This is a genomic window from Streptomyces sp. UW30 (assembly GCF_008042075.1).
Taxonomy (GTDB): Bacteria; Actinomycetota; Actinomycetes; order Streptomycetales; family Streptomycetaceae; genus Streptomyces.
This window is the reverse complement of the sequence record NZ_RDBN01000053.1, coordinates 983633-1010375: the sequence shown is the minus strand read 5'-3', so window position 1 is coordinate 1010375 and position 26743 is coordinate 983633. Positions and strand designations below refer to the sequence as shown.

At 71.2% G+C, this 26743-nt stretch carries 23 protein-coding genes and 4 pseudogenes; 12 read left to right on the top strand and 15 right to left on the bottom strand.

The window, feature by feature from the left end; all coding sequences use genetic code 11:
- Positions 1 to 183, bottom strand: a pseudogene (locus tag EAO75_RS47855) (cyclohexanone monooxygenase); the annotation flags it as partial.
- On the opposite strand from EAO75_RS47855, the gene EAO75_RS38840 reads away from it, so the two are divergent.
- From EAO75_RS38840 to EAO75_RS46255, 3 genes are all read left to right on the top strand, one after another.
- Positions 127 to 1023 (top strand): alpha/beta fold hydrolase, encoded by an 897-nt coding sequence (locus EAO75_RS38840; protein WP_410092685.1) that lies wholly within the window; start codon positions 127 to 129, stop codon positions 1021 to 1023. The pseudogene EAO75_RS47855 and the gene EAO75_RS38840 sit on opposite strands and share 57 nt — an antisense overlap.
- Positions 1020 to 1904, top strand: a complete 885-nt coding sequence (locus EAO75_RS38835; protein WP_147999779.1) for an SDR family oxidoreductase — start codon at positions 1020 to 1022, stop codon at positions 1902 to 1904. Before EAO75_RS38840 ends, EAO75_RS38835 begins: the two co-directional genes overlap by 4 nt.
- Before the next feature lie 87 nt (positions 1905 to 1991).
- Positions 1992 to 2153 (top strand): hypothetical protein, encoded by a 162-nt coding sequence (locus EAO75_RS46255; protein WP_187284757.1) that lies wholly within the window; start codon positions 1992 to 1994, stop codon positions 2151 to 2153.
- A gap of 122 nt (positions 2154 to 2275) precedes the next feature.
- On the opposite strand, the gene EAO75_RS38830 is transcribed toward EAO75_RS46255, so the two are convergent.
- Positions 2276 to 5509, bottom strand: a complete 3234-nt coding sequence (locus EAO75_RS38830; RefSeq protein WP_147999778.1) for a S41 family peptidase — start codon at positions 5507 to 5509, stop codon at positions 2276 to 2278.
- Positions 5510 to 5674: 165 nt separating this feature from the next.
- Here EAO75_RS38830 and EAO75_RS38825 point away from each other — a divergent pair, with 165 nt between their 5' ends.
- Both EAO75_RS38825 and EAO75_RS38820 read left to right on the top strand, forming a co-directional pair.
- Positions 5675 to 6274, top strand: coding sequence for a TetR/AcrR family transcriptional regulator (locus tag EAO75_RS38825; RefSeq protein WP_147999777.1), 600 nt, complete (start codon positions 5675 to 5677; stop codon positions 6272 to 6274).
- A 131-nt stretch (positions 6275 to 6405) separates the two neighbouring features.
- A complete protein-coding gene (locus tag EAO75_RS38820) occupies positions 6406 to 8640 on the top strand; it encodes an MMPL family transporter (protein ID WP_147999776.1) in 2235 nt (744 codons plus the stop codon).
- Positions 8641 to 8707: 67 nt separating this feature from the next.
- Here EAO75_RS38820 and EAO75_RS38815 read toward each other — a convergent pair whose 3' ends face one another.
- Positions 8708 to 9496: an alpha/beta fold hydrolase gene (locus tag EAO75_RS38815; RefSeq protein WP_147999775.1), complete on the bottom strand. Its 789-nt coding sequence runs from the start codon at positions 9494 to 9496 to the stop codon at positions 8708 to 8710.
- A gap of 62 nt (positions 9497 to 9558) precedes the next feature.
- On the opposite strand from EAO75_RS38815, the gene EAO75_RS38810 reads away from it, so the two are divergent.
- Positions 9559 to 9978, top strand: coding sequence for a MarR family winged helix-turn-helix transcriptional regulator (locus EAO75_RS38810; RefSeq protein ID WP_147999774.1), 420 nt, complete (start codon positions 9559 to 9561; stop codon positions 9976 to 9978).
- Positions 9979 to 10011: 33 nt separating this feature from the next.
- Here the strand turns inward: EAO75_RS38810 and EAO75_RS38805 are convergent, their stop codons facing one another.
- Positions 10012 to 10401: a DUF3592 domain-containing protein gene (locus tag EAO75_RS38805; protein WP_147999773.1), complete on the bottom strand. Its 390-nt coding sequence runs from the start codon at positions 10399 to 10401 to the stop codon at positions 10012 to 10014.
- Between the two features lie 87 nt (positions 10402 to 10488).
- Complete coding sequence (locus EAO75_RS38800) at positions 10489 to 11280, bottom strand: methyltransferase (RefSeq protein ID WP_147999772.1); 792 nt, start codon at positions 11278 to 11280, stop codon at positions 10489 to 10491.
- 163 nt (positions 11281 to 11443) lie between these two features.
- Between EAO75_RS38800 and EAO75_RS38795 the strand changes: the two genes are divergently transcribed.
- Positions 11444 to 11989 (top strand): YbaK/EbsC family protein, encoded by a 546-nt coding sequence (locus EAO75_RS38795; protein ID WP_147999771.1) that lies wholly within the window; start codon positions 11444 to 11446, stop codon positions 11987 to 11989.
- Positions 11986 to 12831 carry an EamA family transporter gene (locus EAO75_RS38790; protein ID WP_147999770.1) on the top strand — a complete coding sequence of 282 codons (846 nt, stop codon included), beginning with the start codon at positions 11986 to 11988 and terminating at the stop codon, positions 12829 to 12831. The genes EAO75_RS38795 and EAO75_RS38790 overlap by 4 nt, the downstream gene beginning before the upstream one ends.
- Before the next feature lie 16 nt (positions 12832 to 12847).
- On the opposite strand, the gene EAO75_RS38785 is transcribed toward EAO75_RS38790, so the two are convergent.
- Both EAO75_RS38785 and EAO75_RS38780 read right to left on the bottom strand, forming a co-directional pair.
- Complete coding sequence (locus EAO75_RS38785; protein WP_147999769.1) at positions 12848 to 13552, bottom strand: class I SAM-dependent methyltransferase; 705 nt, start codon at positions 13550 to 13552, stop codon at positions 12848 to 12850.
- A 32-nt stretch (positions 13553 to 13584) separates the two neighbouring features.
- Positions 13585 to 15054, bottom strand: a complete 1470-nt coding sequence (locus EAO75_RS38780; protein WP_147999768.1) for a purple acid phosphatase family protein — start codon at positions 15052 to 15054, stop codon at positions 13585 to 13587.
- 226 nt (positions 15055 to 15280) lie between these two features.
- On the opposite strand from EAO75_RS38780, the gene EAO75_RS38775 reads away from it, so the two are divergent.
- Together EAO75_RS38775 and EAO75_RS38770 are read left to right on the top strand one after the other, a co-directional pair.
- A complete protein-coding gene (locus EAO75_RS38775) occupies positions 15281 to 16705 on the top strand; it encodes a cytochrome P450 (RefSeq protein WP_315987671.1) in 1425 nt (474 codons plus the stop codon).
- Between the two features lie 54 nt (positions 16706 to 16759).
- Entirely contained in the window at positions 16760 to 17035 is a 276-nt protein-coding gene (locus EAO75_RS38770; RefSeq protein ID WP_147999766.1) for a DUF1876 domain-containing protein, read from the top strand.
- Positions 17036 to 17045: 10 nt separating this feature from the next.
- Here EAO75_RS38770 and EAO75_RS38765 read toward each other — a convergent pair.
- The 5 genes and pseudogenes from EAO75_RS38765 to EAO75_RS38745 form a co-directional block, all read right to left on the bottom strand.
- Positions 17046 to 18276: pseudogene (locus tag EAO75_RS38765) on the bottom strand (serine hydrolase domain-containing protein).
- A gap of 34 nt (positions 18277 to 18310) precedes the next feature.
- Complete coding sequence (locus tag EAO75_RS38760; protein WP_147999765.1) at positions 18311 to 18760, bottom strand: organic hydroperoxide resistance protein; 450 nt, start codon at positions 18758 to 18760, stop codon at positions 18311 to 18313.
- A 172-nt stretch (positions 18761 to 18932) separates the two neighbouring features.
- Positions 18933 to 19694: an energy-coupling factor ABC transporter ATP-binding protein gene (locus EAO75_RS38755; RefSeq protein ID WP_147999764.1), complete on the bottom strand. Its 762-nt coding sequence runs from the start codon at positions 19692 to 19694 to the stop codon at positions 18933 to 18935.
- A complete protein-coding gene (gene cbiQ, locus EAO75_RS38750) occupies positions 19682 to 20443 on the bottom strand; it encodes a cobalt ECF transporter T component CbiQ (RefSeq protein ID WP_147999763.1) in 762 nt (253 codons plus the stop codon). Before cbiQ ends, EAO75_RS38755 begins: the two co-directional genes overlap by 13 nt.
- Position 20444: 1 nt before the next feature.
- Positions 20445 to 21512, bottom strand: coding sequence for an energy-coupling factor ABC transporter permease (locus EAO75_RS38745; protein WP_147999762.1), 1068 nt, complete (start codon positions 21510 to 21512; stop codon positions 20445 to 20447).
- 166 nt (positions 21513 to 21678) lie between these two features.
- Here EAO75_RS38745 and EAO75_RS38740 point away from each other — a divergent pair, with 166 nt between their 5' ends.
- Positions 21679 to 22095, top strand: coding sequence for an SsgA family sporulation/cell division regulator (locus EAO75_RS38740; RefSeq protein WP_147999761.1), 417 nt, complete (start codon positions 21679 to 21681; stop codon positions 22093 to 22095).
- Positions 22096 to 22098: 3 nt separating this feature from the next.
- Here the strand turns inward: EAO75_RS38740 and EAO75_RS38735 are convergent, their stop codons facing one another.
- On the bottom strand, positions 22099 to 23778 hold the full coding sequence (locus EAO75_RS38735) for a penicillin-binding transpeptidase domain-containing protein (protein WP_147999760.1): 1680 nt from the start codon (positions 23776 to 23778) through the stop codon (positions 22099 to 22101).
- A 104-nt stretch (positions 23779 to 23882) separates the two neighbouring features.
- Positions 23883 to 25526, bottom strand: coding sequence for a penicillin-binding transpeptidase domain-containing protein (locus EAO75_RS38730; RefSeq protein ID WP_147999759.1), 1644 nt, complete (start codon positions 25524 to 25526; stop codon positions 23883 to 23885).
- Between the two features lie 250 nt (positions 25527 to 25776).
- On the opposite strand from EAO75_RS38730, the pseudogene EAO75_RS48360 reads away from it, so the two are divergent.
- A pseudogene (locus EAO75_RS48360) lies at positions 25777 to 26520 on the top strand (calcium-binding protein); the annotation flags it as partial.
- Between the two features lie 18 nt (positions 26521 to 26538).
- Here the strand turns inward: EAO75_RS48360 and EAO75_RS47840 are convergent.
- Positions 26539 to 26743: pseudogene (locus EAO75_RS47840) on the bottom strand (16S rRNA (cytidine(1402)-2'-O)-methyltransferase); the annotation flags it as partial.

The following is a 26743-nucleotide window of genomic DNA, read 5'->3' as shown; positions in this document are numbered from 1 at the left end:
GAACTCGCTCGTCGTACCGGGCCAGACGGTCGTGTTGCGGCCGCCGGCGTCGAGGTACCAGCTGGTGCAGCCGCCCGTGTTCCACACCGTCCGCTTCATACGCTCCTGCACCTGCCGGTTCCAGGTGTGCACGGCGCTGGGGCGGGCGTCGAGGGCGACCCGGCCGCCGAGGACGTCGAGCTGCACGGTCCCGTCGACGACCCGAGCGCCCCCGCCGTCGTCCTCGCGCACGGCTGGTCCTGCTCGACCGCCTTCTGGGCGGCGCAGATCCGCGAACTGGCCGTCGACCACCGGGTCGTCGCCTACGACCAGCGCGGCCACGGACGCAGCCCGGCGAGCCCGGACTGCGGCACCGAAGCCCTCGCCGACGACCTCGAAGCCGTCCTCGGCGCGACGCTCGCACCTGGCGAGAAGGCCGTGATCGTCGGGCACTCCATGGGCGGCATGACGGTGATGGCCGCCGCCACGCGCCCGGGCTTTCGTGAGCATGCCGCCGCCGTCCTGCTGTGCAGCACCGGAGCCTCGCGGCTGGTCGCCGAGTCGACGGTCATACCGATACGCGCGGGCCGGCTGCGCACCTGGCTGACCGGACGCGTCCTCGGCTCCCGGGCGCCGCTCGGGCCGGTCACGCCGATCGCCCGGGCCATCCTCAAGTACGCGACGATGGGCCCCGGTTCGGCCCCGCAGATGGTCGAGGCATGCGCGCGGATCGTGCACGCGTGCCCGCGCAAGGTGCGCCACGCCTGGTCGCGGGTGCTCGACCTGCTCGATCTCGACCACGGCGTCCGCGAGCTGGCGGTGCCGACCGCGGTGATCGTCGGCACGGCCGACCGGCTGACCCCGCCCGTGCACGCGCGCTCCCTGGCCGCCGCGCTGCCGCACTGCCTCGGCGTCACCGAACTGCCCGGCCTCGGGCACATGACGCCGATCGAGGCACCCGAGCTGGTGACCGCGAAGATACGGGAACTCGTCCCGACAACCCCCAGGGCCACGACGTACACGCAGGTGAAGGAGGGCGCATGAGCAAGGTGAGCCTCGAAGGACAGGTCGCCGTCGTCACGGGTGCGGCGCGGGGCGTGGGGGAGCTGCTCGCCCGCAAGCTCTCCGCGCGCGGCGCCACGGTGGCGCTGGTCGGGCTGGAGCCGGACGCCCTCAAGCAGGTCTCCGAGCGGCTGCACGGCGACAGCGGCCACTGGTACGCCGATGTGACCGACCACGAGGCGATGGCCCGCGTGGCGCAGGAGGTCAAGGAGCGGTTCGGGAAGGTCGACATCGTCGTCGCCAACGCGGGTGTCGCGAGCGGCGGGCCGTTCGTCGACTCCGACCCCGAGGCGTGGCGGCGGGTCATCGAGGTCAACCTCATCGGGTCGGCGGTGACGGCCCGGGCGTTCTTGCCGGTGCTGATGGAGAGCCGGGGCTATCTGCTCCAGATCGCCTCGCTCGCGGCGATCACCCCGGCGCCGATGATGACCGCGTACTGCGCGTCCAAGTCGGGCGTGGAGGCGTACGCGCACAGCCTGCGCGCCGAAGTCGGCCACAAGGGCGTGCGGGTGGGGGTCGGGTATCTGTCCTGGACCGACACGGACATGGTGCGCGGGGCCGACCAGGACGACGTCATGCGGGAGTTGAGGCAGCGGCTGCCGTGGCCGTCCAACAAGACGTACCCGCTGGGGCCGGCGGTCGACCGGATCGTGGCCGGGATCGAGCGGCGCTCCAGCCATGTGTACGGGCAGTGGTGGCTGCGCGGGATGCAGGGCGTGCGCGGGTATCTGCCGGGGCTCATCGGGACGGTGGGGCAACGGGAGATGCGGCGCTTCGGGGACCGGCTGGCGGGGGTGCGGACGGGGCTGGTCGGAGCGGGCGGCGCCGCCGATGAGCAGGAGCGTATTACGCGGCGTAACTGATCGACATGCGCAGGGTTATCGCCCATGTGAATCTGGTCGAGGCCCCAGCGAGGGGCCAACCCCCACCCACTACGGGAGTGAACCCACATGGGCATGAAGGACCAGTTCAAGGAGAAGTCCGAGCAGCTGCAGGAGCGTGCGCGTCAGCACGGTCAGCAGGAGCGTGGGCGTCAGCGGCCGCAGCGGGACGAGGAGCCCGAGCGGATGCGTGAGGACGAGGAGCGGTTCGACGAGGACTACGACCGGTAGTCAGTCGCTGCGCTGAAACGCGGGGTGCCCCCTGGATGGGTGGGTGCCCCGCGTTTGCGTTGGTGTCGGAGGGTTCGCGCCCCTGAGTCGGCTGCTCCTGCGCGTCTGTGCTCCTGCGCGTCTCAAGAACGTGGGGGAAGTTTTGGCCTTGAACGGTCCGGGACATGTGAGTAGTCCGGGGGCGTCGCCGGGGGGTTCGACTCCAGTAGTTCCAGGGCCAGTTCCACCGCGTCCGTCAGCTGGGCGTGGCGGCCCTCCGCCCAGTCCAGCGGGGTGCGCAGGATCTCCAGGTCGGGGGTGACGCCCTTGTTCTCGACGGACCAGCCGTACGCGTCGAACCACGCCGCGTTCATCGGGACCGTGATCACCGTGCCGTCGCCGAGGCGGTGGCGGCCGGTCATGCCGACCACACCGCCCCACGTGCGCTGACCGACCACCGGGCCCAGCTTGAGGAGTTTGAAGGCCGCCGTGATCATGTCGCCGTCCGAGGAGGTCGCCTCGTCGGCGAGGGCGACGACCGGGCCGCGCGGGGCGTTCGAGGCGTACGACACCGGCTGGGCGTTGCGGGTGAGGTCCCAGCCCAGGATCGTGCGGGTCAGCTTCTCCACCACCAGCTCGCTGATGTGGCCGCCCGCGTTGCCGCGTACGTCGACGATCAGCGCGGGGCGGGACATCTCCATCCGCAGGTCCCGGTTGAACTGGGCCCAGCCCGAGCCGCCCATGTCGGGGATGTGCAGATAGCCGCACCGGCCGCCGCTCAACTCCCGTACGACCGCTCGGCGTTTGGCCACCCAGTCGTGGTAGCGCAGGGGGCGCTCGTCGATCAGCGGGACCACTGCCACGCGGCGCGCCCGGCCCGCGACGCCCTCGGCCGGGGTGAACGTCAGCTCCACCGTCGTACCGCCCGCGCCGGCCAGCAGGGCGGAGGGGCCGGTGTCCGGGTCCACGGGGCGGCCGTCGACGTGGGTGAGGACCGCGCCCTCGCGGATTCCCGTGCCCGCGAGCGGGGAGCGGGCCTTGGAGTCGGAGGACTCGCCGGGGAGGATGCGCCGCACCGCCCAGCCGTCGTCGCGGCGTGCGAGGTTGGCGCCGAGCAGGCCCTGCCAGCGCTGGTAGTGCGGCGGACCCTCGTTGCGGCGGGCGGCGGAGACGTAGGCGTGCGAGGTGCCCAGCTCGCCGAGGACCTCGCGGAGCAGGTCCGCGAAGTCGTCGGGGGAGGCGACCCGTTCGACGAGGGGACGGTACTGGTCGAGGACCCCGTCCCAGTCGATGCCGCACATCTGCGGCTCCCAGAAGTACGCCCGGATCAGCCGGCCCGCCTCCTCGTACGACTGCCTCCACTCCGCGGCCGGGTCCACCTCGTGCAGGATGCGGCGGGCGTCGATCCACACCGTCGAGTCGCTGTCGCCGGACTCGGTGGCGGGGACCGCCCTCAGGTCGCCCTCGTCGACCAGGACCAGGCGGGTGCCGTCGCCGCTCACCGTGAACCAGTCGAGATGGTCGACGAGTTCGGACTTCTTCGCCTTGCTGATGTTGAAGTGCTCCAGGGTCGGCCGCCCGGTCGTGTCGTCCGGGTTGGCGAACGTCTCGCCCAGCGCGCCCGAGATCGGCCAGCGCAGCCACACCAGCCCGCCGCCGGAGACCGGGCACAGCGCCGAGTACTTGGAGGCGGTGACCGGGAAGGGGGTGACCCTGCTCTCCAGGCCCTCGACCTCGATCGTCGTCGCGCCGCCGCCGTCGCCCTCCTCGTCCTCCACCGGGTCCAGACCACCGGCCGCAGGGCGGCCCTCCGGGTTCAGGGCGAAGGGGGAGGGGGTCGCGGAGGACAGCGGCACCAGGTAGGGGCGGCAGCCGAGCGGGAAGGACAGGTCGCCGGTGTGGACGTCGTACACCGGGTCGAAGCCCCGCCAGGAGAGGAAGGCGAGGTAGCGGCCGTCCCGGGTGAACACCGGATTCTCGTCCTCGAAGCGGCCGTTGGTCAGGTCGACGATCAGGCGGTCCTTTATGCGGGCCAGCTTGATCTGGCGCAGGGAACGGCCGATGCCGGGGTGCGACCACGTCAGCCAGGTCCCGTCCGGCGAGAAGGACAGGTCCCGCACGGGTCCGTTGACCGACTGGATGAGCTCCGTGACCTCGCTGTTGGAGTCCTCCGTCGCGTCGAGCAGGAGCAGCCGTCCGTCGTGCGAGGCGATGGCGAGGCGCTCGCCCTTCGGGTCGGCGACCATCTCCAGGACCCGGCCCACCTCGCCGGAGGCCAGCCGGCGCGGCGCGCGGTCGCCGGTCGCCCGGGGCAGATAGGCGATCTCGATCGCGTCCTCGCCCTCCGCGTCCGTCACATACGCGACCTGCCCGACCGAGCCGAGCATCTCAGGGAGCCGGACCCGTACGCCGGGGGTGTCGGTGATCGTGCGGGCCGGGCCGTCGCGGTGGGTCAGCCAGTACAGGCTGCCGCGTACGACGACGGCGCTCGCGCGGCCCGTCTCGTCGACGGAGACGCCGTCGACGTGCTGGGCGGCGGGCACCTGGTACGTGCGGCGGCCCGCGCGCGGCCCGCTCAGCCGTACGTCGAGCCGACGCGGCTCGCTGCCCGCGGCGAGGTCGTCCACCATCCACAGGTCGCCCGCGCACTGGTACACCACCCGGGTGCCGTCACTGGAGGCGTGCCGGGCGTAGAAGGCGTCGTGGTCGGTGTGCCGGCGCAGGTCGGAGCCGTCGTGGGCGCAGGAGTAGAGGTTGGCGACGCCCTCGTGGTCGGAGAGGAAGGCGATCCGGCCGCCGACGAACATGGGGGAGGCGAGGTGGCCGCCGATGTCCGGGAGCAGGCGTTCGCCGTGCAGCCACAGGCGGCCCATGGCCCCGCCCCGGTAGCGCTTCCAGGCGGCCGGTTCGTGCGGCGGGGTGCCGGTCAGCAGCAGGGTCCTGCGCTCGCCGTCGAGGTCGGCGACCTGGATGTCGGAGCAGGGGCCCCAGGGGAGCTTGCGGCCGGGGTCGCCGTCGGGGCGGACCTTGTAGGCCCAGGTGTAGTGGGAGAAGGGTTCGCCGTGGGAGGCGACGGCGAGGATCACCCCGTCGGGGGTCCAGCCGCACACCTGGGTGTCCGCCGAGCCCCAGTGGGTGAGCTGCCGGCCCGGGCCGCCGTCCACCGGGACCAGGTGGATCTCGGGGACCAGGCTGCGCCAGCTCGTGTACGCGATGCGGCGGCCGTCGGGGGCGAAGCGCGGGTGGCCGATCTTGGTGCGGTCCACGGTGAGCCGCCAGGCGCGGCCCGGTCCGTCGAGGGGGGCGAGCCACAGGTCGTCCTCGGCCACGAAGCACAGCAGGTCGTCATGGAGGTGCGGCAGGCGCAGATAGCTCACCTCCCCATGCTTTTCCCGCGGACGTACCTGAGCAACTCGTGACATTCCATGTCATCCGGACCGGCGTGAGTCAGAACACGAACGAAACCGTTTCGTTTCGCTCGGAGATTGCGCTATCGTCGGGGTGTACGAAACCGTGTCGTTCGGAGTGGGAAGGTGAAGTCGGTGACCGAGGTCGTAAGCGCACGTCGCACCCGCATCACCCCCGAGCGTGAGGCCGAGTTGTACGAGGCCGTGCTCGACCTGCTCCGGGAGGTCGGCTACGACGCCCTCACCATGGACGCCGTGGCGGCCCGCACCCGGTCCAGCAAGGCGACGCTCTACCGCCAGTGGGGCGGCAAGCCGGAGCTGGTGGCGAAGGCGATCCGGCACAACAAGCCGGGCAACATCTCCGACGTCGACACCGGATCCCTGCGGGGCGACCTGCACGCCCTCACCTCGCGTGAGGACGACTGCAGCATGCAGCAGAACGCCGCGCTGATGCGCGGTCTGTTCATGGCGGTGCACGGAAACCCCGATCTCCTGCGGGCATTCAAGGAACTGCTCATCGAGCCGGAGATGGAGGAGTTCCACCGGGTGGTCCAGCGGGCCGTCGACCGCGGCGAGGTCCGCGCCGACTGCCCCGCGCTGGACTACGTGGTGCACATGCTCGTCGGCGCGTTCGCCACGCGCACGCTGATCGACGACCAGCCGCCGACGCAGTTCTTCCTCACGTCGTACATCGACGCCGTGGTCCTCCCCGCCCTCGGCGTTCACGTCAACTGACGAGTCCCCTCAGCTAGCCCTCCTCCTGACGTATCCGCTCACGTCGTCGGGCTGATCACTCCTGCCCTGGAGCCTGTGTCGGAACCCCGGCCGGGCGCCCCAACCCCACGACCTGACCGGGAGTCGCCCTCGTGGCCACGTTCCTCTACAAAGTCGGCCGGCTCGCCTTCAGGCGACGGCACTTCGTCGCCCTGATATGGATCGCGCTGCTCACCCTCGCCGGTGTGGGCGCGGCCAGTGCGCCCGCAGCGGGCACCACGTCCTTCTCGATCCCCGGCACCGAGGCGCAGAAGGCCTTCGACCTGCTGGACCAGCGCTTCCCCGGCATGAGCGCCGACGGCGCCACCGCCCGGGTCGTCTTCAAGGCACCGGACGGCCAGAAGATGACCGACGCCGGCAACAAGGCGACCGTCGAGGACACCGTCAAGGAGCTGTCCGACGGCTCCGAGGTGGCCTCCGTCGCCGACCCGTACACCGCCAAGGCCGTCAGCAAGGACGGCACGATCGCGTACGCGTCGGTCAAGTACGAGGTCTCCGGAATGGAACTCCAGGACTCCTCGCGGGAGGCGCTGGAGGACGCCGCGCAGGACGCGCGGGACGCGGGGCTGACCGTCGAGGTCGGCGGTGACGCGCTCCAGACGACACCCGAGACCGGCGCCACGGAGATCATCGGCATCGCGGTCGCCGCGGTCGTCCTCGTCATCACCTTCGGCTCGCTGATCGCGGCGGGGCTTCCGCTGCTGACCGCCCTGATCGGCGTCGGCATCGGCATCTCGACGATCACCGCCCTGGCCAGCGCGCTGGAGCTGGGCTCCACGACCTCGACGCTGGCGATGATGATCGGCCTCGCGGTCGGCATCGACTACGCCCTGTTCATCGTCTCCCGCTACCGCGCCGAGCTCGCCGAGGGCCGCGAGCGCGAGGAGGCGGCCGGGCGGGCCGTCGGCACCGCGGGCTCTGCGGTGGTGTTCGCCGGTCTGACCGTCGTCATCGCGCTGGTCGGCCTGTCGGTCGTGAACATCCCGATGCTGACCAAGATGGGCATCGCGGCGGCGGGCACGGTCGTGATCGCGGTGCTGATCGCGCTCACGATGATCCCGGCGCTGCTCGGGTACGCGGGCAGGAAGGTCCGGCCGGCCGGCACCAAGAGCCGCTGGATGGGCGGCAACCGCGCCGAGAAGAAGGCGGCCTCCGGCAAGGCCAAGCCGAACATGGGCACCCGCTGGGCCAGCTTCGTCGTACGCCGCCCGATCGCCGTGCTGCTGCTCGGTGTCATCGGCCTCGGCGCGGCGGCCATCCCGGCGAGCTCCCTCGAACTGGGCCTCGGCGACGACGGCACGCAGCCGACGTCCACGACCCAGCGCCGTGCCTACGACATGCTGTCCGACGGCTTCGGGCCGGGCTTCAACGGCCCGCTGATGGTCGTGGTCGACGCCAAGGGCAACGACGACCCGGACGCGGTCTTCCAGCAGGTCGGCGATGACATCAAGGGCCTGAAGAACGTGGTGACGGTGACGCCGGCGGCGCCCAACAAGGCGGGCGACACGGCGACCATCACGGTCATCCCGAAGTCGAAGCCGTCGTCGGTGACGACCGAGGACCTCGTGCACTCCATCCGCGACAAGGGCGCGCAGGTGAAGGCCGACACGGACGCGAGCGTGCTGGTCACCGGCTCGACGGCGATGAACATCGACGTCTCGCAGAAGCTGAACGACGCGCTGCTGCCGTACCTGGCACTCGTGGTGGGCCTGGCCTTCCTGCTCCTGATCGTGGTCTTCCGCTCGATCCTGGTCCCGCTGAAGGCGGCGCTCGGCTTCCTGCTGAGCGTCATGGCGGCGCTCGGCGCGGTGGTCGCGGTCTTCCAGTGGGGCTGGTTCGCGGGCCTCATGGGCGTGGAGGAGACCGGCCCGGTCATGTCGATGATGCCGATCTTCATGGTCGGCGTGGTCTTCGGCCTGGCGATGGACTACGAGGTGTTCCTCGTGACGCGGATGCGCGAGGCGTACGTCCACGGGGAGAAGCCCAGCCAGGCGGTGGTGACCGGGTTCAAGCACGGCGCGAGGGTCGTCACGGCCGCGGCCGTGATCATGATGGCGGTCTTCGCGGGCTTCATCGGCTCGTCCGAGTCCATGGTCAAGATGATCGGCTTCGGCCTGGCGATCGCGGTCTTCTTCGACGCCTTCGTCGTGCGGATGGCCATCGTGCCGGCGGTCCTGGCGCTGCTCGGGAAGAAGGCCTGGTGGCTCCCGAAGTGGCTGGACCGCGCCCTGCCGAACGTGGACGTGGAGGGCGAGGGCCTGCGCACGGACGCCGAGTCCGGGAAGCACACCGATCCCGACGAGGATCGCGCGCTGGCACGCGTCTGAGCGGCCGGCGTTGAAGTAGACCGGCCGGTGAGGGCTCCGTGGGGACGGGTGGCTCTCACCGGCTTCTTCATTCCTCTCGCAGATGGGCGTCGATCAGGGCGAAGGTGGCCTCCGGCCGTTCGACCTGCGGGAGGTGACCGGCCTTGGGGATCACCTCCAGCCGGCCGTCGCCGAACGCGTCCGCGTACGCCGCGCCGTAGGCCGGGGTGACGACACGATCGCTCTCCCCCCAGAGCAGAAGCGCGGGCTGCCGGACACGTCCCAGCCGGCGCATCAGCTTGGGGTCGTGCATGTACGGGTCACCGGCGATGACGCGCATGGTGGCCATGTTGGCCTGCCGTGCGGCGAGTTGCCCGGCCGGTGTGCCGGCGGGGTCGACGTAGAAACGGTCCGGGTCGTGCCAGGTGTGCTCGGAAATGGCGCGGGGGTCCAGCGCGAAGATGTCGGCGATCGGTTCGGACTCGACGTGCACGCCCACGGCGTTGATCAGCACGAGGCCGGTGATGATTCCCGCCGTGTCGCGTACGGCCATCTCGGCGGCGGTCCAGCCGCCGAGCGAGGAGCCGATGACCATGACGTCGCGCAGTCCTCGGTCGTGCAGGAAGTGCAGGTAGGCGAGGGCCAGGTCGTCGATGCCGGTCAGCCAGGCAGGGCGCGGCGTGCCGTCCCAGCCGGGGTGCACGGGCGTCAGGGTGTGCGCGGATCCGGCGAGGTGCCGGGCGACTGGGGCGACCGTGGCGGGACCGCCACCGCCGTGCAGGATGAGCACGGGGCGTCCGCTACCGGCCTCGGAGAGGGTGAGCGGCAGGTCGTCGTACACGGTTGCGGTGATGTCCGTCGTGCTGTGCGTCGTCATGCCCGCCACTGTAACTAAACATCTTTATATAAGCTAGCTTAGTCATGCCGTAAACTCGACGCATGCCCAGTGACCTGCAAGATCTCGGCAGGGCGATCAAGTACGCCCAGTACCGTCACCACCGCGCCCTCGACAGCGCGCTCTCCACCGTCGGCACGACGCTCGCCCAGTGGGACGCCCTGCGGGCGATCGACCGCACCCCCGGGTCCTCGGCCCGCGCTCTGGCCCCTGCGACCTTCCAGAGCGAGCAGGCCTTCGGAGCGCTGGTCGGCCGCCTGACCGCGCAGGGCCTCGTCGAGCGCCGCCAGGGTCACGGCCGACGCATCGAGCACCACCTCACGCCGGCCGGCGAGCGGGTGCTGGCGGCCGGTCAGCGGGTCGCCGACGAGACCCTCGCGGGGTGCTTCGCCGGGTTGTCCGACGAGGATCGGGCGACGCTGCTCGACCTTCTTCAGCGGCTCAACGGGGACGGTCGGGCATAGCCACTGCGGTGAGTGCCCGGTTTCCGCGGACCGTCAGCTCAAGCTGATCCACACCGCGGCGCCGAGGAAGACCAGCCCGCCGAACAGCGTGCACCACACCGTCCCCGTCATGTGCCGGCGCATCAGCACGCGGGCGTTCTGGGGGTTGTGGGCGAAGTAGATCACGGGGACCTGCCGCCCGGTCGCGAGCCCCATCCCGGTGCCGCGGGCCTTCGGTGAGAACTCCACCCGGTATCCACGCTGATCGGTGAAGGCGATGACCGGTACCCACATGGGCCCGTCGCTGTCGGTGGTGCGGACGTTGTCGACGACCACGCCGTGGGTGCGGATTCCCTCGATCCGCAGCCGCCGCATCTGGAAGCCCTCCCGTACGGCGTACACGAGAAGCAGTACCGCAGCGCCACCGCACAACAAGACGCCCATGAACCAACCCTTGCCCCGTGAGACTGTTCGAGCCTTCGCGCACAAGGACGTTCTGCCCCGCCGCCCGGTTGCGACCGCGCCCCGGTCTCACCCGGCGCGGCGACCCCGCGTGCTGATCAGAGGGTATGAGTTGATGACGAAGGACGGGTCCTTGAGGAGGGCGAAGAAACGGGCCAGCTCGGCGTCGGTGACGCCCTCGTCGTGCAGCCCCTCGGAAGCCTGTTCCATGTTGACGCGGTGCAGGTCGACGCCCGTGCCGCCGCCCTGCCAGGACTCGGCGTACGTCGTCGCCGTGACCTCGGTGAGGCCCGCCCGGATCATCGCCCCCGGCACCCGGCGACCCCACGCCACATCGGCGCCCGCCTTCTCCAGCCGGGTCATGAGTGCGCTCTGGACGTGGGCGAAGAGGGCGGCGGACTCTTCGTCGGGCGTGGCGAGGAGAGGGATCCAGGTGCAGTCGAACTCTTCCAGCAGGAGCCGTCCGCCCGGGCGCAGGGCCGCCACGAGCCGGTCCAGTACGGCGAGCCGTTCCGGCAGGTGCAGCAGGACCAGACGGGCGTGGATCACGTCGTAGCCGTCGCCCGGCAGCGGGTCGTTGACGATGTCGTGGCGCAGCAGGCGCACCTGTGGCGGGCGGGGCCGGGACTCCGCCCAGCGGGGGTCGAGGTCGGTCACCGTGACCTCTCCCTCGGGGCCGACCCGGTCGCCCATCCAGGCCCCCAACGAGCCGCTGCCTCCGCCGACTTCCAGGCACCTCAGGCCCGGGCCCAGGCCGGCCAGTTCCAGCTGACGGCGCGAGACCGGGTCGTAGCACGATTCGAGCGTCGAGAAGCGGGACGGGGTGCGGGCGTCGGTGTTGTCGAAGAGGTAGTGGGACATGCGTTGCTCCCTGCGCGTGGGCGGTCAGTGCGTGATGGCCTCATCCACCATCATGATCGCGGAGCGTGACGGCGTGTGTGCAGGGCGTGCCGGAGCAGCCCCCGGTCGCGAGCGGTGGAATTCGGTCGCGTGGCTCGTACACGCACCGCTAGCGTGTGCCGACATGACGACCATCGGAACCGAAGGCTCCGGAGCCCACCCCCGTTTCGCCGACGCCCTGCGGGAGTTGGGGCTGGATCATCTGCACGGGCAGATCCGCCGATTCCCGGACGCCACCCGCACCGCCGCCGAGGCCGCCGCAGCGATCGGGTGCGACCTCAGTCAGATCTGCAAGTCGCTGATCTTCGCGGCCTGGGGGTCCCCCCTGCTCGAGCGAAGCCGAGAGCTTGGGGGAGGAGTGCCCGTGCTGGTGCTCATGGACGGCGCCTCCCGCGTGGATGTGGAGCGGGTGAGGCAGGAACTCGGCGTCGAGAAGGTCACGCGGGCCAAGGCGGACGTCGTACGGGAGACCACCGGGTACGCCATCGGGGGCGTACCGCCCTTCGGGCACCGTACGAGGACGCGGGTGCTGGCCGATCGGTCGCTGCTGGAGCACGACGTGGTGTGGGCCGCCGCCGGCACGCCGTACACCGTGTTCCCCATGGAGCCCAAGGCGCTCGTCGCCCAGGCCGGTGCCACCCTGGTGGACGTGCGCGAGCAGACTTCGTGACGCCGCTGGTCACCTCCGCCGTCCTGCTCGCGGCCGTCACGCACGCCGGCTGGAACGCCATCGCCCACAAGATCACCGACAAGCTGGTGGGGTTCACGCTCATCGCGGGCGGCGGGGTGCTGATCGGGCTGGCGCTGATGCCGTTCGGGGCGTTCCCTGCGGCGCGGGCATGGCCGTATCTGCTCGCCTCCGCCTTCGTCCACATCGTCTACTTCGCGCTGCTCATGAAGTCCTTCCGGCTGGGGGACTTCGGGCAGGCCTACCCCATCGCGCGCGGCACCGCGCCGCTCGTGGTCGCCGTGCTCGCCGCCGTGTTCGCGCACGAGGTGCCGGACGGCTGGGCGGCCGCCGGAATCGCCCTGTCCTGTGCGGGGCTCACCGGCGTCGCGCTGTGGGGCCTGCGCGGGAACCGGCCCAACTGGGCCGCGATCGGCGCCGCGCTGGCGACCGGGCTGAGCATCGCCGCGTACACCCTGCTCGACGGGCTGGGCGTGCGGGCCTCGGGGTCCTCCCTCGGCTACATCTCCTGGCTCATGGTGGTCGAGGGGCTCGTCATCCCCGCGTACGCCGTCCGGCGCTGGCGTGGGGAGACGGTCGCCGTGCTGCGGCCGTTCGCCGTGCTCGGGCTGCTGGGCGCGGCGCTTTCCGTGACCGCGTATGCGCTGGTCCTGTGGGCCCAGACGAAGGCGGAGCTGGCGCCGATCGCCGCGCTGCGGGAGTCGTCGATCATCGTGGGTGCGGCCATCGGGGCGGTGTTCTTCAAGGAGCGGTTCGGGCTGGGGCGGATCCTGGCGGCGGGGCTGCTGGTCGCCGGGATCGGGTTGATGCTGCACGCGGGTTGAGCCGCCGGGGTGAGCCCTACCCCTTGGCCACCCTGAACGCGAACTGGCCGCAGTACGTCAGCTTGCGCAGGTTCACCAGGGCCGTCGTGCGGCGGTTGTGCTTCGCCCAGTCGTCGATCTCGGTGTTCAGCGGGGACTGCTCGTTCCAGTACCGGCTGTACTCCGGCGGCCGGCCGAGATAGCTGCGCATGATCAGCGCCACCCCGTCCAGCGAGGGCCGGATCTCCTGAAGCGTGAGCCCCGCCTCCTCGACCAGCCTTCGGAAGCCGTACGGCGTGTAGTTCCACAGGCTGAAGGAGTGGTACGGCTCGAACTGGGACGTCGACCCGATGAACCGGCCCCCGGGCTGAAGCACCCGGGCGATCTCGGCGAGCAGCTCGCGCGGGCGGGCGACGTGCTCGAAGACCTGGTGGGAGTAGACCAGCGGCAGCGTGCCGGAGCCGAGAGGGAGGCGTACGCCGTCGTAGTGCACGACCGGGTCGCCGTTCGGCGTGCGCTGTCCCGCCTCCGGCGAGTCCCGGATGTCCACCCCGACCCACCGCACGTCGGGGGCGTGCCGGCGGAAGAGCTTGGCCGAGGTGCCGCGACCGCACCCCAGGTCGAGGACCAGCCCGGGCGCGCCGGGGGCGGCCATCACCTCGTCGACGTAGTACCGCGAGGTGACCTGCCGGGCGTGGTCGTCGGGGATGCAGTCCCGCATGAGTTCCCAGAGGGTCGCCATGACTCGATGCTACGAACGCGCACTGTGACGCGCTATTCACGCACCGCGACACCGGACAGGTCGTGGGCCCGCACGCTGTTGCGGTCGGTGACCGAGCGGCCCAGCGCGTGGTGCGGCCACAGACCCGCGGCCACCCGCCGGCTCCGCTCGCTCCACTGCCGGGCCGCCACGTCGCCGGCCTTGTAGTGGTTGAGGGCGTAGCCGCCGGAGTGGATGCGCACGAGGGTGAAGCCGCCGGGGTACTCCTTGGCGGCGGCCACCTCCTGATGGGTGACGTGCGGGGCCCGCGACAGCAGGGTGCGCTTGTTGCGGTGGGTGTGGCCGGCGTGGTGGAGGAAGACGCCGGGCGCGGAGGCGTAGGCGTCGACGACGGCACGGGCCTGGCGGCGGTCCAGCTGCTGGCCGCGGGTCACCGGGAAGAGGGAGTCGCGCACGGTCAGCGGATGGTGGCCGAACACCAGCGTCGGCTGGTCCGGCTGCTCCCGCAGTCGCGCCCGGAACCACGACAGCTGCTCGGCCCCGAGCCCGCCCGCGTCGGCGCCGTTGCCGCTCTTCGCGTACGTGTCCAGGCCGATGATCCGCAGCCCGCCGAGATCACGGGCGAAATGCCCCGGCCCCTCGCTCCCGCCGGGGAACGTGGTGTGGAAGGCGCCGTCCCGGGAGCGGTCGTGATTGCCGCGTACGACGAAGTAGTCCTGCCCGTGCGCGCCGAAACCGTCCAGGATCCGCCGGGCCTCACCGAGGTCGTGGGCCGCACCGCCGGCCGAGATGTCGCCCCCGGCCAGCAGCAGGTCCGCCCCGCGCCGCCGGGCCTCGGCGACCAGGGCGCGGCTCATCAGCTCCGGGTAGGGCGCGCGCCCCGGCTGCTGGGCGACCCCGCGCAGCAGGGGCAGGCCGCCGACGAGACCGGCGGTGGTCTCGCCGAGGTGCAGGTCGTTGCAGAGCGCGATCGACAGCAGGTGCCGGCCGGGCGGGGGCGGCGGCGTGGTGAAGCAGTACGGCCCGCCGCTCGAACCGAGCCCGAACGCCGAGGTGCCCACGGCGTTGCCGCGCACGAGATGCAGCGAGGTGGGCGTCGCGGCCACGCCCCTGGAACGGGCCTGGTAGTAGTACGTCTGCCCCGGCTCCAGGTCCGTGAGCTCGACCTGGTGGTGGGCGGTCGGCAGGCCCTCGGAGGCAGTGCGATTGAGTCGCGCGGGGTGGGTGCCGTAGACGACCTCGCCCTCGGTGATCGCGGGCAGGGGGTGGCCCAGGCCGTCGTCGGTGCCGGGGATGCCGGTGTACCAGGTGATGACGGCGCGGTCCTCGGTCAGGGTGACCAGTTCAAGATTGACGGCGGTCAGATCGTCGGGGTGCCAGGAGCGGACCCGGCGCACGGCGGCGGAGGCCGACCGCGCCAGGGCAGGGGCGAGGCGCGCACCGGAGCGCAGCACTTCGCAGGGGCCGGGGAAGGCCGACAGTGCTGCGAGTGCGGGGAGATGAGCGGAGAAGCAGCAGCGCATGTCCTCGATATGGCCCGGTGCGGTGAACGGGGGAAGTGGCGGTGGCGGCGGGGCCAGGTCCGGCGCGCGACATCTCCATGGAAGCAGCCCGGGGGCGGCCGCCGAAGCGAGTGTGCCGAGTCTCACCTGATCCCGAGTTGCGGCCTTCGTCCCATCTCTGTGACGGGTGGGACGGCCGTGCTCTCAAGTGGCGCAGGACACGTTCACCCGGGGATTGCGTCCGGGAATGATCTGGGCAGTCATAGGGCGCCCCATGATCGCCGCGAAGGGACAACCCGTGACGCTCACTGCGCCTCCCCCCATACCCCGGGCCGCAGGATCGTTCCCGCTCCTTGGTCACGCACTGAAGATGCGCGACAACCTCGGTTTCATCGCCTCTTTGCGCGAGACACGGGAACCGCTGATCGAGATCGTCCTGCAGCCCGGGACGCGCACGATCGTGGTGCAGGACCCCGCCCTGATCCACCAGATGCTCAAGGCCCTGGCGCCGACCCTCGACAAGGGCCGGTTCTTCGACAAGATGGGCCAGCTGCTGGGCGACAGCGTGGTCACCGCCGCCGGCCGGACCCATGTGCAAAGGCGCCGCCAGCTCCAACCGGCCTTCGCCCACACCGAGATCAGCCGGTACGTCGACATCATGCGCGCGGAGGCGACCGCCGCCGTGGCCGCGTGGCAGCCCGGCCAGAGCCTCGACGTGCGCGAGGCGATGGTCGGGCTCAGCCTCGACATGCTCGTCAAGACGGTGTTCTCCGGCAGCCTCGACGAGGCGACCTTCCGGCAGTTGCGCAGCGACCTGTCGGTGGTGATGAACGGCGTCGGCGCCCGCATCATGCTGCCCGACTGGTTCGAGCGGCTGCCGCTGCCCTTCAACCGCCGCTTCGACCAGGCCCGCGCCGCCGTACGCGCCACCATCGGCACCGCCGTCGACGAACTGCAGGCCTCCGGGCACGACACCGGGGACATGCTGTCGATGCTGCTGCGTGCCGTGGACGAGGAGACCGGCCGGCCGCTGAGCGCGCATCAGATCTGCTCCGAGATCCTCACGTTGGCCGTGGCCGGCACCGAGACCACCGCGTCGGTGCTGTCCTGGATCCTGTACGAACTCGCCCGGCACCCCGACATCGAGGCCCGCGTCCTGTCCGAGCTGGACGAGGTCCTCGGCGAGCGGCCGGTCACCTTCGACGACCTGCCGCGGCTGCCCTGCCTGAACCGGGTCATCACCGAAACCCTGCGGCTGCACCACACCGGCTGGCTCGTCACCCGGCGCACCACCACCGAGACCCGGCTCGGCGAGTGGACCCTGCCCGCGGGCACCGAGCTGGCCTACTGCCAGCACGCCCTGCACCGCGACCCCGAGCTCTTCCCCGATCCCCTCGCCTTCGACCCGGAGCGGTGGCAGGGCGAGGCGCGGGAGCTCCCGCTGGGCGCCTTCCTGCCCTTCGGGGAGGGCAAGCACAAGTGCATCGGGGACCGCTTCGCCCTCACCGAGCTGATCACGGCGATCGCGACGATCGTGCGGACGGTACGGCTGGAACTCGACGGGGGCCAGGTCGTCCAGCCCGTGGCGCGGGCCACCGTACGGCCCCGCACGTTGAGGATGACCGTCCGGCCCCGGGCGGGCGGCCCCAGGGGATTCGCGGAAGCCGACTAGTCTGCGGCCCCCGCGAGGCGCACCCTGGAAGCAGTACTTCCGGAGGTGATCGTCATGATGCACACCACAGTGGGATGGCATGTCGAGATGGAGTTCCTGGAGGACGACCAGCACACGCGGGCGGTTGCGATGGTGCGGCTGCCCGACGGCACCGAGGTACGGGCCCAAGGGCACGCCGCACGGCACCACACCGACTCGAATCAGCCACGCGTCGGGGAGGAGATCGCCGGCGCCCGCGCGCTGAACGAGCTCGCGATGCAGATGCTCACCAAGGCCCACAGCGAGATCGACGCGGCGTCAGGCCGCACCTCGCACCCGATCCACGTGTGAACCGGCGGCCCTATCCGGCGAGGGACGCCCGCACTGCCCGGATCAGCCCCTGCGCCCTCGGATCCGCCGTCACCGTCTTGCGGAAGCCGTTCGTCACATAGCCGAGCGCGATCCCCGTCTCCGGGTCGGCGAAGCCGAGGGCGCCGCCGCGGCCGGGGTGGCCGAAGGAGCCCGGTCCCAGCAGCGGGGACGCGCTGCCGTGCAGCATGTAGCCGAGGCCGAAGCGGGTGTTGACGACCAGGACGCGGTCGGGGCCCGACGACTCCTCGGTCCTCGCCAGCTCCACCGTCGCGGGGTCGAAGAGCCGCACGCCGTCGACCTCTCCGATCAGCGCGGCGTAGACGCGGGCCAGACCGTCGGCGGTCGCGATGCCGTTGGTGGCGGGCAGGGCCGACGCACGGTACGCCGGGTCGTTCTGGTCGGGGAACGGGGTGATCGCGGCGAAGGCCCGGCGGGTGAGGGAGTCGGGGTCCTGGTAGGCCTCGGTGACCGAACGCTTCGGTCGGGCCCGCAGCACCGCCCCCGGCGCCGGCTCCGGCCCCTCGACGCGCCCGACCCGGCGTACCGTGCGTCGGCCCGACGCGCCCGACCCGGCGTACCGTGCGTCGGCCCACCCGGCCCGCCCGCCCGGCGGCCTCCTCCTCGGCCGGCAGGCCCAGCCACAACTCCGCCCCCAGCGGCCCGGCGATCCGGTCCGCGATCCACTCGCCGGCACCCTTCCCGGTCACCCGCCGCACGATCCCGTCGAGCATCCAGCCGTACGTCAGCGCGTGGTAGCCGTGAGCGGTGCCCGGCTCCCACACGGGGGCCTGAGCGGCGACGGCCTCCGGGCCCCGCAGGGGGTCCAGCGACTCCTGCGGAGTGAGCGGGCGCTCCAGCACCGGCAGCCCGGCCCGGTGGTTCAGCACGTGCCTGACCAGCACCCGCTCCTTGCCGCGCGCCTTGAACTGCGGCCAGTACTCGGCCACCGGCGCGTCCAGGTCCAGCTCCCCGTACTGGCGCAGCAGCAGGAGTACGGCGGCGGCGACGCCCTTCGTCGCCGAGCGCACGATCTGCGCGGTGCCCCGCTGCCAGGGCTCGGTCCCGTCCACGTCCTTGGTGCCGGCCCACAGGTCGACCACCTGGCGGCCGTCCCGGTACACGGCGACCGCCGCGCCCCGCTCGCCCAGCGTCTCGAAGTTGCGGACGAACGCCTCCCGGACCGGCTCGAAGCCCTCGGCCACTGCGCCGTTCACGTCCACGTCCGTCTCCTCGTCCTGCCTCGTGCGGGTCCTTCTACCCAAGCAGGATGGTGACGTCGATGTTCCCGCGGGTCGCGTTGGAGTATGGGCAGACCTCGTGCGCGGCGTCCACCAGCTTGGCCGCGATGTCCGCGTCCAGCACCGGCAGGGAGACGCTGAGGGCGACCGCGAGGCCGTAGCCGCGGTGCTTGTTGGGGCCGATGCCGACCTTCGCGGCGACGGTGGATCCGGTCAGGTCGTAGCCCTCGCGGTTGCCGACGAGGATCAGCGCGCTGTGGAAGCAGGTGCTGTAGCCGGCGGCGAAGAGCTGCTCGGGGTTGGTGCCGTTGCCGTCGCCGCCCAGCTGCGGCGGCATCGAGACCTTCAGCTCGATCTCGCCGTCCTGGCTGGTCACATAGCCGTCCCGGCCGCCGTGCGCGGTGGCCTCGGCGACGTACATGATCTTCGTCGGACGGGTGTCGACGGCAGCGCCCTCGTCGGTCATGGGTGGCCTCCCCCCAGAACAGTGCGCACTACAAAAAAGCGCGCACGAGTACATTGCGCACAAGGTACTGGTCGGTATGGAGCCTGCTGTTACCAGGGGGTAGCAACCGCGGGTAACCCGAGATCAGCGGGTGCGCCGGGCCGTCAGCTCCTTGACCGACGTCCCGCCACGCTCACGCGCCCATGGTCACGGAACGCGGGTCGAAGCCGAACGGCAGCTCCAGGCGGTGGGCGCGCATCAGCTCGTCGTCCGCGAGGAGTTCGGCCGTCCTGCCGTCCGCCGCGATCACGCCCTCGCCCAGGATCAGGGAACGCGGGCACAGCTCAAGCGCGTACGGCAGGTCGTGCGTGACCATCAGGACGGTGACGTCCAGCGAGCGCAGGATGTCGGCCAGTTCGCGGCGGGAGGCGGGGTCGAGGTTGGAGGAGGGCTCGTCCAGGACGAGGATCTCCGGCTGCATCGCGAGCACCGTCGCCACCGCGACCCGGCGCCGCTGGCCGAAGGAGAGGTGGTGCGGCGGGCGGTGCTTGAACTCCGCCATGCCGACCTGCTCCAGCGCACGGTCGACGCGCTCCTCCAGCTCCGGCCCCTTCAGTCCGGCCGCCGCCGGCCCGAACGCGACGTCCTCGCGGACCGTCGGCATGAACAGCTGGTCGTCCGGGTCCTGGAACACGATGCCGACCCGGCGCCGGATCTCGGCCATGTGCTGCTTGCCGACGGGCAGCCCGGCGACCTGCACACGGCCGGTGCCGCCGGTCAGGATGCCGTTGAGGTGCAGGACGAGGGTCGTCTTGCCGGCGCCGTTCGGACCGAGCAGCGCGACCCGCTCGCCGCGCGCGATCGAGAAGTCCACGCCGAACAGGGCCTGGTGGCCGTCGGGGTAGGCGAACGCGAGGCCGGAGACCTCCAGGGAAGCAGTACTCACAGGATCCATCCCCACACGCAGACGACGAGGGCGGCGAAGGGGAGTGCGAGGGCGTACGACCACTGCGCCCGGGACGCGGTCACCTCGTCGATCACCGGCATCGAACCGGCGTATCCCCGGCTGACCATGGCCAGATGCACCCGCTCGCCACGCTCGTAGGACCGGATGAACAGCGCGCCCGCCGACTTCGCCAGCACGCCCCAGTGCCGCACGCCCTTCGCCTCGAAGCCGCGTGACTCCCGCGCGATGCGCATCCGCCGCATCTCGTCCGCGATGACATCGCCGTAGCGGATCATGAAGGACGCGATCTGCACGATGAGCGGCGGCAGCTTCAACCGCTGGAGGCCGAGCAGCAGTTCACGCAGCTCGGTGGTGGAGGCGAGCAGGACGGAGGCGGCGACGCCCAGGGTGCCCTTGGCGAGCACGTTCCAGGCGCCCCACAGCCCGCTGACGCTCAGCGACATCCCCAGCACCTCGACGCGCTCGCCCTCCGCCACGAACGGCATCAGCACGGCGAACGCCACGAACGGCACCTCGATCAGCAGCCGCTTGAGCAGGAAGCCGGCCGGCACGCGGGCGACGGACGCGACGACGGCGAGCAGCACGGCGTACAGGCCGAACGCCCACATCGCCTCCCGCGGCGTCGACACGACCACGACGACGAAGGCGAAGACCGCCGCGAGTTTGGTGTGCGGCGGCAGACCGTGCACGGGCGAGTGCCCGTGCCGGTAGAGCCTGTGCGCGTGCCCCGCCCCCATGTCAGGCGCTCGAACCCGCGGGGGTGCTCGTGCTCGACGGCGAGACGTCGTCCGTACGACGCCTGCGCACCGCCCAGAACACCGCGCTGCCCGCGACGAGCGTGACGCCGACGCCGATCGCGCCGGCGAGGCCGCCGGACAGACGGACGTTGTCGATGTCCTTGACGCCGTAGTCGGCGAGCGGTGAGTCGGAGTTGGCATGCTCTTCGGCCGACTCGGCGAAGCCCTTGTCCTCGGCGACCTTCTCCAGACCGTCGGGGCTGGCGGACGCGTAGAAGCTGACGAACCCGGCGAGTACGAGGGAGGTGGCCACGCCGCTGATCCACAGGGTGCGGCGCGAGGTCCTGGCCGCGACCGGCTGCCCGGCCTCGGCCCCGGGAGCGTCGACGAGCTCGCCGCCGACCCGCAGCTTCAGCGGCCGGCGCAGATCACGGGCGCCGTACACGAGGTCCGGCCGCACGGCGACGACGGCGCCGACCGTCAGCGCGGTGATCGCGGCCTCGCCGATGCCGATCAGGAGGTGGACGCCGCCCATGGCCGCGGCGACCTTGCCGATCGAGACGTCGGTGGTGCCGCCGATCCAGAACAGGAACGTGAACGCGAGAGCCGCCGTCGGCACCGACACCAGCGCGGCGACGAAGGTGGCCGCGGTGATCGACCGCCGGGACTTCGGCAGGACCTTCACCAGGGCGCGGAAGACGGCGTAGGCGACGACCACGCCGACGATCGCCATGTTGGTGATGTTCACGCCGAGCGCGGTGAGGCCGCCGTCCGCGAAGAGGACGCCCTGCATGAGCAGGACGACGGAGATGCACAGCATCCCCGTGTACGGGCCGACGAGTACGGCGGCGAGCGCGCCGCCCAGCAGATGGCCGCTGGTGCCCGCGGCGACGGGGAAGTTCAGCATCTGCACGGCGAAGATGAACGCGGCCACCAGGCCGGCCAGCGGCGCGGTCCGCTCGTCGAGCTCACGGCGGGCGCCGCGCAGGCTCACGGCGACCGCGGCCGCGGCGACCACACCGGTCACGGCGGAGGTGGGGGCGTCTATGAATCCGTCAGGTACGTGCACCGTTCGATGATAGTGGCTTGTTGCGAACCTCTTGCAAGAGCGAGGGAGTGGGAACTACAGACGGATTTCCTGTGCCCGAACGGGCAGGTTCCCGGAAATATGCGACATTGGAAGGGGAGCGGAAGCACAGCTTTCGCACAGGTTGCGCAGCGTAAGGGGCCGACCGATGTCTGTAGTCGAACAGTACGCACGGGCCCATATCGTCACGGACGCCGACATCCTGTTGCAGGATCAGGACGCGGTGCCGGTGGTGCTGCGCTACGACCCGGACTCCGATCCGCGCTCGGTGCGGATCGGGTTGCCCGGGCGCGATGCCCATGAGTGGACCTTCTCGCGCTCACTGCTGGAACAGGGTCTGCGAGCCCCCACGGGGAGTGGAGAGGTCCGGGTGTGGCCGTGCGGCCGGGTGCAGGCCGTGGTCGAGTTCCACTCTGCGCAGGGGGTGTCGGTGGTGCAGTTCGAGACGCGGGCGTTGATGAGGTTCCTGCGGCGCACCTATCTGGCCGCCGCCGCACCCGTGGGCCGTGAAGCTCCGGTGGGCCGTGAGGCTCAGCTGGGGCGTGAGGCTCAGCTGGGGCGCTGAGGCTCAGCCGCCCGCCTTCAGCAGCGCCGCCACGATCGGCCCCGCCGTGTCGCCGCCGTGCCCGCCCTGCTGGACCACGCCCGCCGCCGCCAGGTCGCCGCGGTAGGCGGTGAACCAGCCGTTCGGCTTCTTCTGGCCGTCGACCTCCGCCGAGCCGGTCTTCGCACCGACATCACCGGTGACCCCGGACATCGCCTCGGCCGCCGTGCCGTAGGCCGCCGTGTAGGCCATCAGTTCACGCAGCTGGGACAGCGTGGACGCGGACATGGTGCGCGAGGCCGTCGCCAGCTGCCGTCCGTCGACGTCGGGGGAGACCAGGTACGGCTGCTTGAAGGTGCCCGTCCGCACGGTCGCCGACACCGACGCCATGTTCAGCGGGTTCATGCGCACCCCGCCCTGCCCGATGAGCGAGGCCGCCATCTGGGCCTGCGACTGGACCGGGACGGCGCCGTCGAAGGAGGAGACGCCGACGGACCAGTTGTTCATGGACAGGCCGAAGACCTGCTGGGCCTGCTTGGTGAGGCTGTCGTCGTCCAGTTCGGGGGCCTGGCTGATGAAGGCCGTGTTGCAGGAGCGGGCGAAGCTCGCCTTGAACGTGCCGTTCTTGATCTCGAACTTGTCGTCGTTCTGGAACTTCCAGTGGCCGTACGTGAAGTACTTCGGGCAGGGGTGTTCCTTGTCCGCCGACGCCAGGCCCTTTTCGAGCAGCAGCGACGAGGTGACGACCTTCATCGTGGAGCCGGGCGCGAGGGAGCCCTGGAAAGCGGTGTTGAAGCCGTGCGAGGAGTTGGCGACCGCGAGGATCTCGCCGGTCGACGGGCGCAGGAGGACCACCGACGCCTTCGCCTTCGAGGCGACCTGCGCCTCCGCGGCGGCCTGGAGCGTCGGGCTGAGCGTCGTCTTCACGGTGCCCGGCGTGCCCTTGCTCAGCTCCAGCAGGGTCTTGTCGGACAGCTCGGCCTTCTTGGACTCCTTGCCGCGGATCACCTGGAGCTCGACGCCCGCCTTGCCGCCGGCCTTCTCGCCGTACTTCTCGCGCAGCCCGTCCAGGACCGAGCCCAGCGACGGGTACTCCTTCTCCGTCAGCTCGCCGCCGTCCCGGTCGAGCGCCGTGACCGGCGGGGTGCCGGACGCGCCGGTGACCAGGGTGTCGCCGTCCTTGAGCTCGGGGTGGACGATCGCCGAGTGCCACGCGACCAGCGGCTTTCCGTCCTCGGCGCGCCGGACGACGGTGAGCGCGCTGTCGTACGTCAGCGGCTTGGTGGTGCCCTTGTACGACACCGTGGCCTTCACGGCGAAGGGGACCTTCGCGCCGGTGCGGGTGCCGGCGGTCAGGGTGACGTCCTTGATGTGGGCGTCCTTGGCGTAGCCGGTGAGCAGGGCCTGGGCGGCGGTGGTGTCGTCGGTGGCGCCGGCCGCCTCGGTGACCTTGCCCTGCTGCCAGGCGGTGAGGAAGTCCCGGGCCGCGGTGGTGACCTCGGTCGCCGACAGGGGCCCGGTCTTGACGGACCTGGCCTTCTCGTCGGAGCTCGACGCCGACCCGGTGCCGTTCTCGGCGGCCGCGCCGCTGCCGAGCAGCGCGTAGACCCCGAACCCGGCGCCGCCGAGGACCACGGCGATCATCCCGCCGAGCATGGCGGGGTTGGTCTTCCGTCGCTCGGCGACGCGCCTTCTGTTGCCCACTGCTTTCCGTTCCCTCGCGTATTCAGGAGCCCCCGCCGCCCCGCCGACCTCACGCATACCAACGACGACGACCACCCTAGAGTCCCGTGCCGCGAGGGATAAGTTCAGCCGGACGCTCGTAGCACGGCTGCGACAATCGGCCCCGCCGCGTCACCGCCGTGGCCGCCCTGCTGGGACATGGCCGCCGCCGCCACATCATCACGGAATCCGGTGAACCAGCTGTCAGAGGTGGCCTTCCCGTCGACCTCCGCGGAACCGGTCTTGGCGCCGATGTCACCGCCGAGCCCGGACATGACCTGCACGGCGGTGCCCTGGGGCGAGGTCGCGGTCAGCCGCATCATCTGCTTCAGCTGGGCGGCGGTGCTCGACGGCAGCCCCTTGGCGGTGGCCAGTTGGCGGTCGTCGAGTTCGGGCGAGATCAGATACGGCTGGCGGAAGTCGCCGGTGATCGCGGTCGCCGTCACCGACGCCATGTTCAGCGGGTTCATCTCGACCTGGCCCTGCCCGATGGCGTTGGCCGCGCGGTCCGGACCGGGCGAGGCCGGGATGCTGCCGTCGAAGGAGACGATGCCGGTCTTCCAGTCACCGCGGCCGAGCCCGAACCTCTCCTCGGCCTCCGCCGTCAGCGAGGCGTCGGTGAGCGGCTCCTCGTCGACGAGCTTGATGAAGGCGGTGTTGCAGGAGCGCAGGAAGCCGTTGGCGAGCGTGGCGCTCGCGGTCTCATCGGGCTGAAGCCCTTTGAGGTTCTTGAAGGTCTGGCTCTGCCAGGTGGCGCTGGGCGGGCAGGGCGCCGGGCCGTTCATCGTGGTCACGCCGTTGTCGATGAGCGTCGCCGCGGTGAGGATCTTCATCGTGGAACCGGGGGCGACGCGTCCCTCGAAGGCCGCGTTGAAGGCGTCGCCGCGATGGTTCGCCACGGCCAGTACCTCGCCGGTGCCGGTCTTGAGGGCGACGACGGAGGAGTCGTCGTACTTCTTCACGGCCTTCTCGGCTGCCGCCTGCACGCTCGCGCTGAGCGTCGTCTCCAGCTTGCCGGGCTTGCCCTTCGACAGGGTCAGCAGTGAGGTGTCCGGCGAGTCGTCGGCGTGCCGGATCGACAGCTCGACGCCGGGCTCGCCGCCGGCCTTGTCGCCGTACTTGGCGCGCAGCGCGTCCAGGATCGGGCCGAGCGAGGGGTACTTCTCCTTCGTCAGCACGGTGTCGTCGCGGTCGACGGCCTCGATGGGCGGGTTCGCCGCCTCGCCGGTGACGAGGGTGTCGTCCCGCTTCAGCTGCGGGTGGATCACGGTGGGCTGCCAGTCGACGAGGGCCCGCCCGGTGGTCTTGCCGCGGACGACGGTGAGTTCGCTCTTGTAGGTCAGCGGCTTGGACTTCCCGCCGTAGGACACCTTGGCCTTCACAGTGAACGGCACGGTGGCGCCGCGCGCCGCCCCGGGCGTGATCTGCACGCCGGTGATGTGGGCGTCCTCGCCGTAGGAGGACAGCACCGCTAGGGCGGCCGCCTTGTTGTTCGTGTACGTCGAGGCCTGCGCGGCCTCGCCCTTCTCCCAGCCGGCGAAGAACTTGGCCGAGGCCTCCTCGACTTCCTCCGCACTCGGCGGCCCCGTCCTCTCCGGCGCGGGCCCCCCGGCCCCCGTAGCCCCACCGCCGTTCAACGCCGACACGATGTTGTAGGCGCCGTAGCCGGCCCCGCCCACCATCACCGCGAACACGCCGCCTATGACAGCGACCTTGACCCCCTTGGGCATGGTCCCCTCCCCGTTATGTCTTCCGCACTGTAAGTGACATGGCGGAAACCTGGGGGAGTTGTTTTCTTTTGTTGTCCGTGTGAGGAAGGCAACCAGCCGCGCGGGCCGCGAGTCGCATGTGTCGTCGGATACCGCCTCCGGAGGTCCTGCCGTGCGCTCTTTCCTCACCGACCGCCGAACGGTTCGCGCCGCGTCCGTACTGGCCCTGGCGCTTTGCGCGGGCGTTGCCCTTCCGGCGGCGCTGAGTCCGATGCGGGGTGATCCGGCGGCGCCTGCCAGGGCCGCTTTGAAAGACGGGATCGAGTACCGGGCGGCCCCGGGCCAGAACAACAGGGTGAGCGTCACCGAGTTGCCGGCCGGCCACTACGCCATCAGGTATGTGATCGACGACGTCGTCCCCATCGTCCCCGGGAAGGGCTGTGCCTACCCCAGCGACGCCGACCGCACCAAGGTCTCCTGCACGGCCCGGTACGAGGAGATGACCACGGACCCGGTCCGCACGCTGGTGCTGCAGCTCGGCGATGGCGAGGACACCGCCGAAGGCCATGTCGTCGACCAGAACAACCTGGGCTACACCGAGATCAACCTGGGCTCCGGCAACGACACCTGGACCGGCACCGGGCGCGAGGCCCTGCACGTCTTCGGCGGCCCCGGCGACGACACCATCACCGCGAACGGCTACATGTCGATCGACGGTGGCCCCGGCGATGACACCCTCCACGGCAGCGGCGACGTCGGCGTCCTGGGCGGCCCCGGCGACGACGTGATCCAGGGCGGGGAGGGCACCCAGTCCCTCGTCGGCCAGCAGGGCGACGACTCGCTCCACGGCGGGCCCGGCGACGACGTGCTGTTCGGGAACGAGGGCAACGACGTCCTGTACGGCGACGACGGCGATGACCTGATGTGGGGCGAGAGCCAGGTGGGCAACGGCTTTGAACTGTCCCGGGACGAGAAGCTAGGCAAGAACCGCGACGACAGGCTCTACGGCGGCCCCGGCACGGACAAGCTGTACGGAGGCCCGGATGTCCTTCTCGACGGCCGCCGCGACCAGCCGGTACCCGGGGTCGGACACGGACGGCATGCCCGCGTCGGTCACCAGCAGCACCCGCGATCCCGCGAGGAGCGCCTCGACCAGCTCCGGCGTACGGGCCGCCTCGTTGCCCTCGAAGTACGACACGACCCGCCCGGCCGGCTGCACGCCCAGCGCCTGGGTGAGG

What these genes read in the sequence shown, in the direction of transcription:
- EAO75_RS38835 (WP_147999779.1), top strand. Translation starts at nt 1,020, where the DNA reads ATGAGCAAGGTGAGCCTCGAAGGACAGGTCGCCGTCGTCACGGGTGCG.
- EAO75_RS46255 (WP_187284757.1), top strand. Translation starts at nt 1,992, where the DNA reads ATGGGCATGAAGGACCAGTTCAAGGAGAAGTCCGAGCAGCTGCAGGAG.
- EAO75_RS38815 (WP_147999775.1), bottom strand. Translation starts at nt 9,496, where the DNA reads ATGACGACGCACAGCACGACGGACATCACCGCAACCGTGTACGACGAC.
- EAO75_RS38810 (WP_147999774.1), top strand. Translation starts at nt 9,559, where the DNA reads ATGCCCAGTGACCTGCAAGATCTCGGCAGGGCGATCAAGTACGCCCAG.
- EAO75_RS38805 (WP_147999773.1), bottom strand. Translation starts at nt 10,401, where the DNA reads ATGGGCGTCTTGTTGTGCGGTGGCGCTGCGGTACTGCTTCTCGTGTAC.
- EAO75_RS38800 (WP_147999772.1), bottom strand. Translation starts at nt 11,280, where the DNA reads ATGTCCCACTACCTCTTCGACAACACCGACGCCCGCACCCCGTCCCGC.
- EAO75_RS38795 (WP_147999771.1), top strand. Translation starts at nt 11,444, where the DNA reads ATGACGACCATCGGAACCGAAGGCTCCGGAGCCCACCCCCGTTTCGCC.
- EAO75_RS38785 (WP_147999769.1), bottom strand. Translation starts at nt 13,552, where the DNA reads ATGGCGACCCTCTGGGAACTCATGCGGGACTGCATCCCCGACGACCAC.
- EAO75_RS38780 (WP_147999768.1), bottom strand. Translation starts at nt 15,054, where the DNA reads ATGCGCTGCTGCTTCTCCGCTCATCTCCCCGCACTCGCAGCACTGTCG.
- EAO75_RS38775 (WP_315987671.1), top strand. Translation starts at nt 15,281, where the DNA reads ATGATCTGGGCAGTCATAGGGCGCCCCATGATCGCCGCGAAGGGACAA.
- EAO75_RS38770 (WP_147999766.1), top strand. Translation starts at nt 16,760, where the DNA reads ATGATGCACACCACAGTGGGATGGCATGTCGAGATGGAGTTCCTGGAG.
- EAO75_RS38760 (WP_147999765.1), bottom strand. Translation starts at nt 18,760, where the DNA reads ATGACCGACGAGGGCGCTGCCGTCGACACCCGTCCGACGAAGATCATG.
- EAO75_RS38755 (WP_147999764.1), bottom strand. Translation starts at nt 19,694, where the DNA reads ATGGATCCTGTGAGTACTGCTTCCCTGGAGGTCTCCGGCCTCGCGTTC.
- cbiQ (WP_147999763.1), bottom strand. Translation starts at nt 20,443, where the DNA reads ATGGGGGCGGGGCACGCGCACAGGCTCTACCGGCACGGGCACTCGCCC.
- EAO75_RS38740 (WP_147999761.1), top strand. Translation starts at nt 21,679, where the DNA reads ATGTCTGTAGTCGAACAGTACGCACGGGCCCATATCGTCACGGACGCC.
- EAO75_RS38730 (WP_147999759.1), bottom strand. Translation starts at nt 25,526, where the DNA reads ATGCCCAAGGGGGTCAAGGTCGCTGTCATAGGCGGCGTGTTCGCGGTG.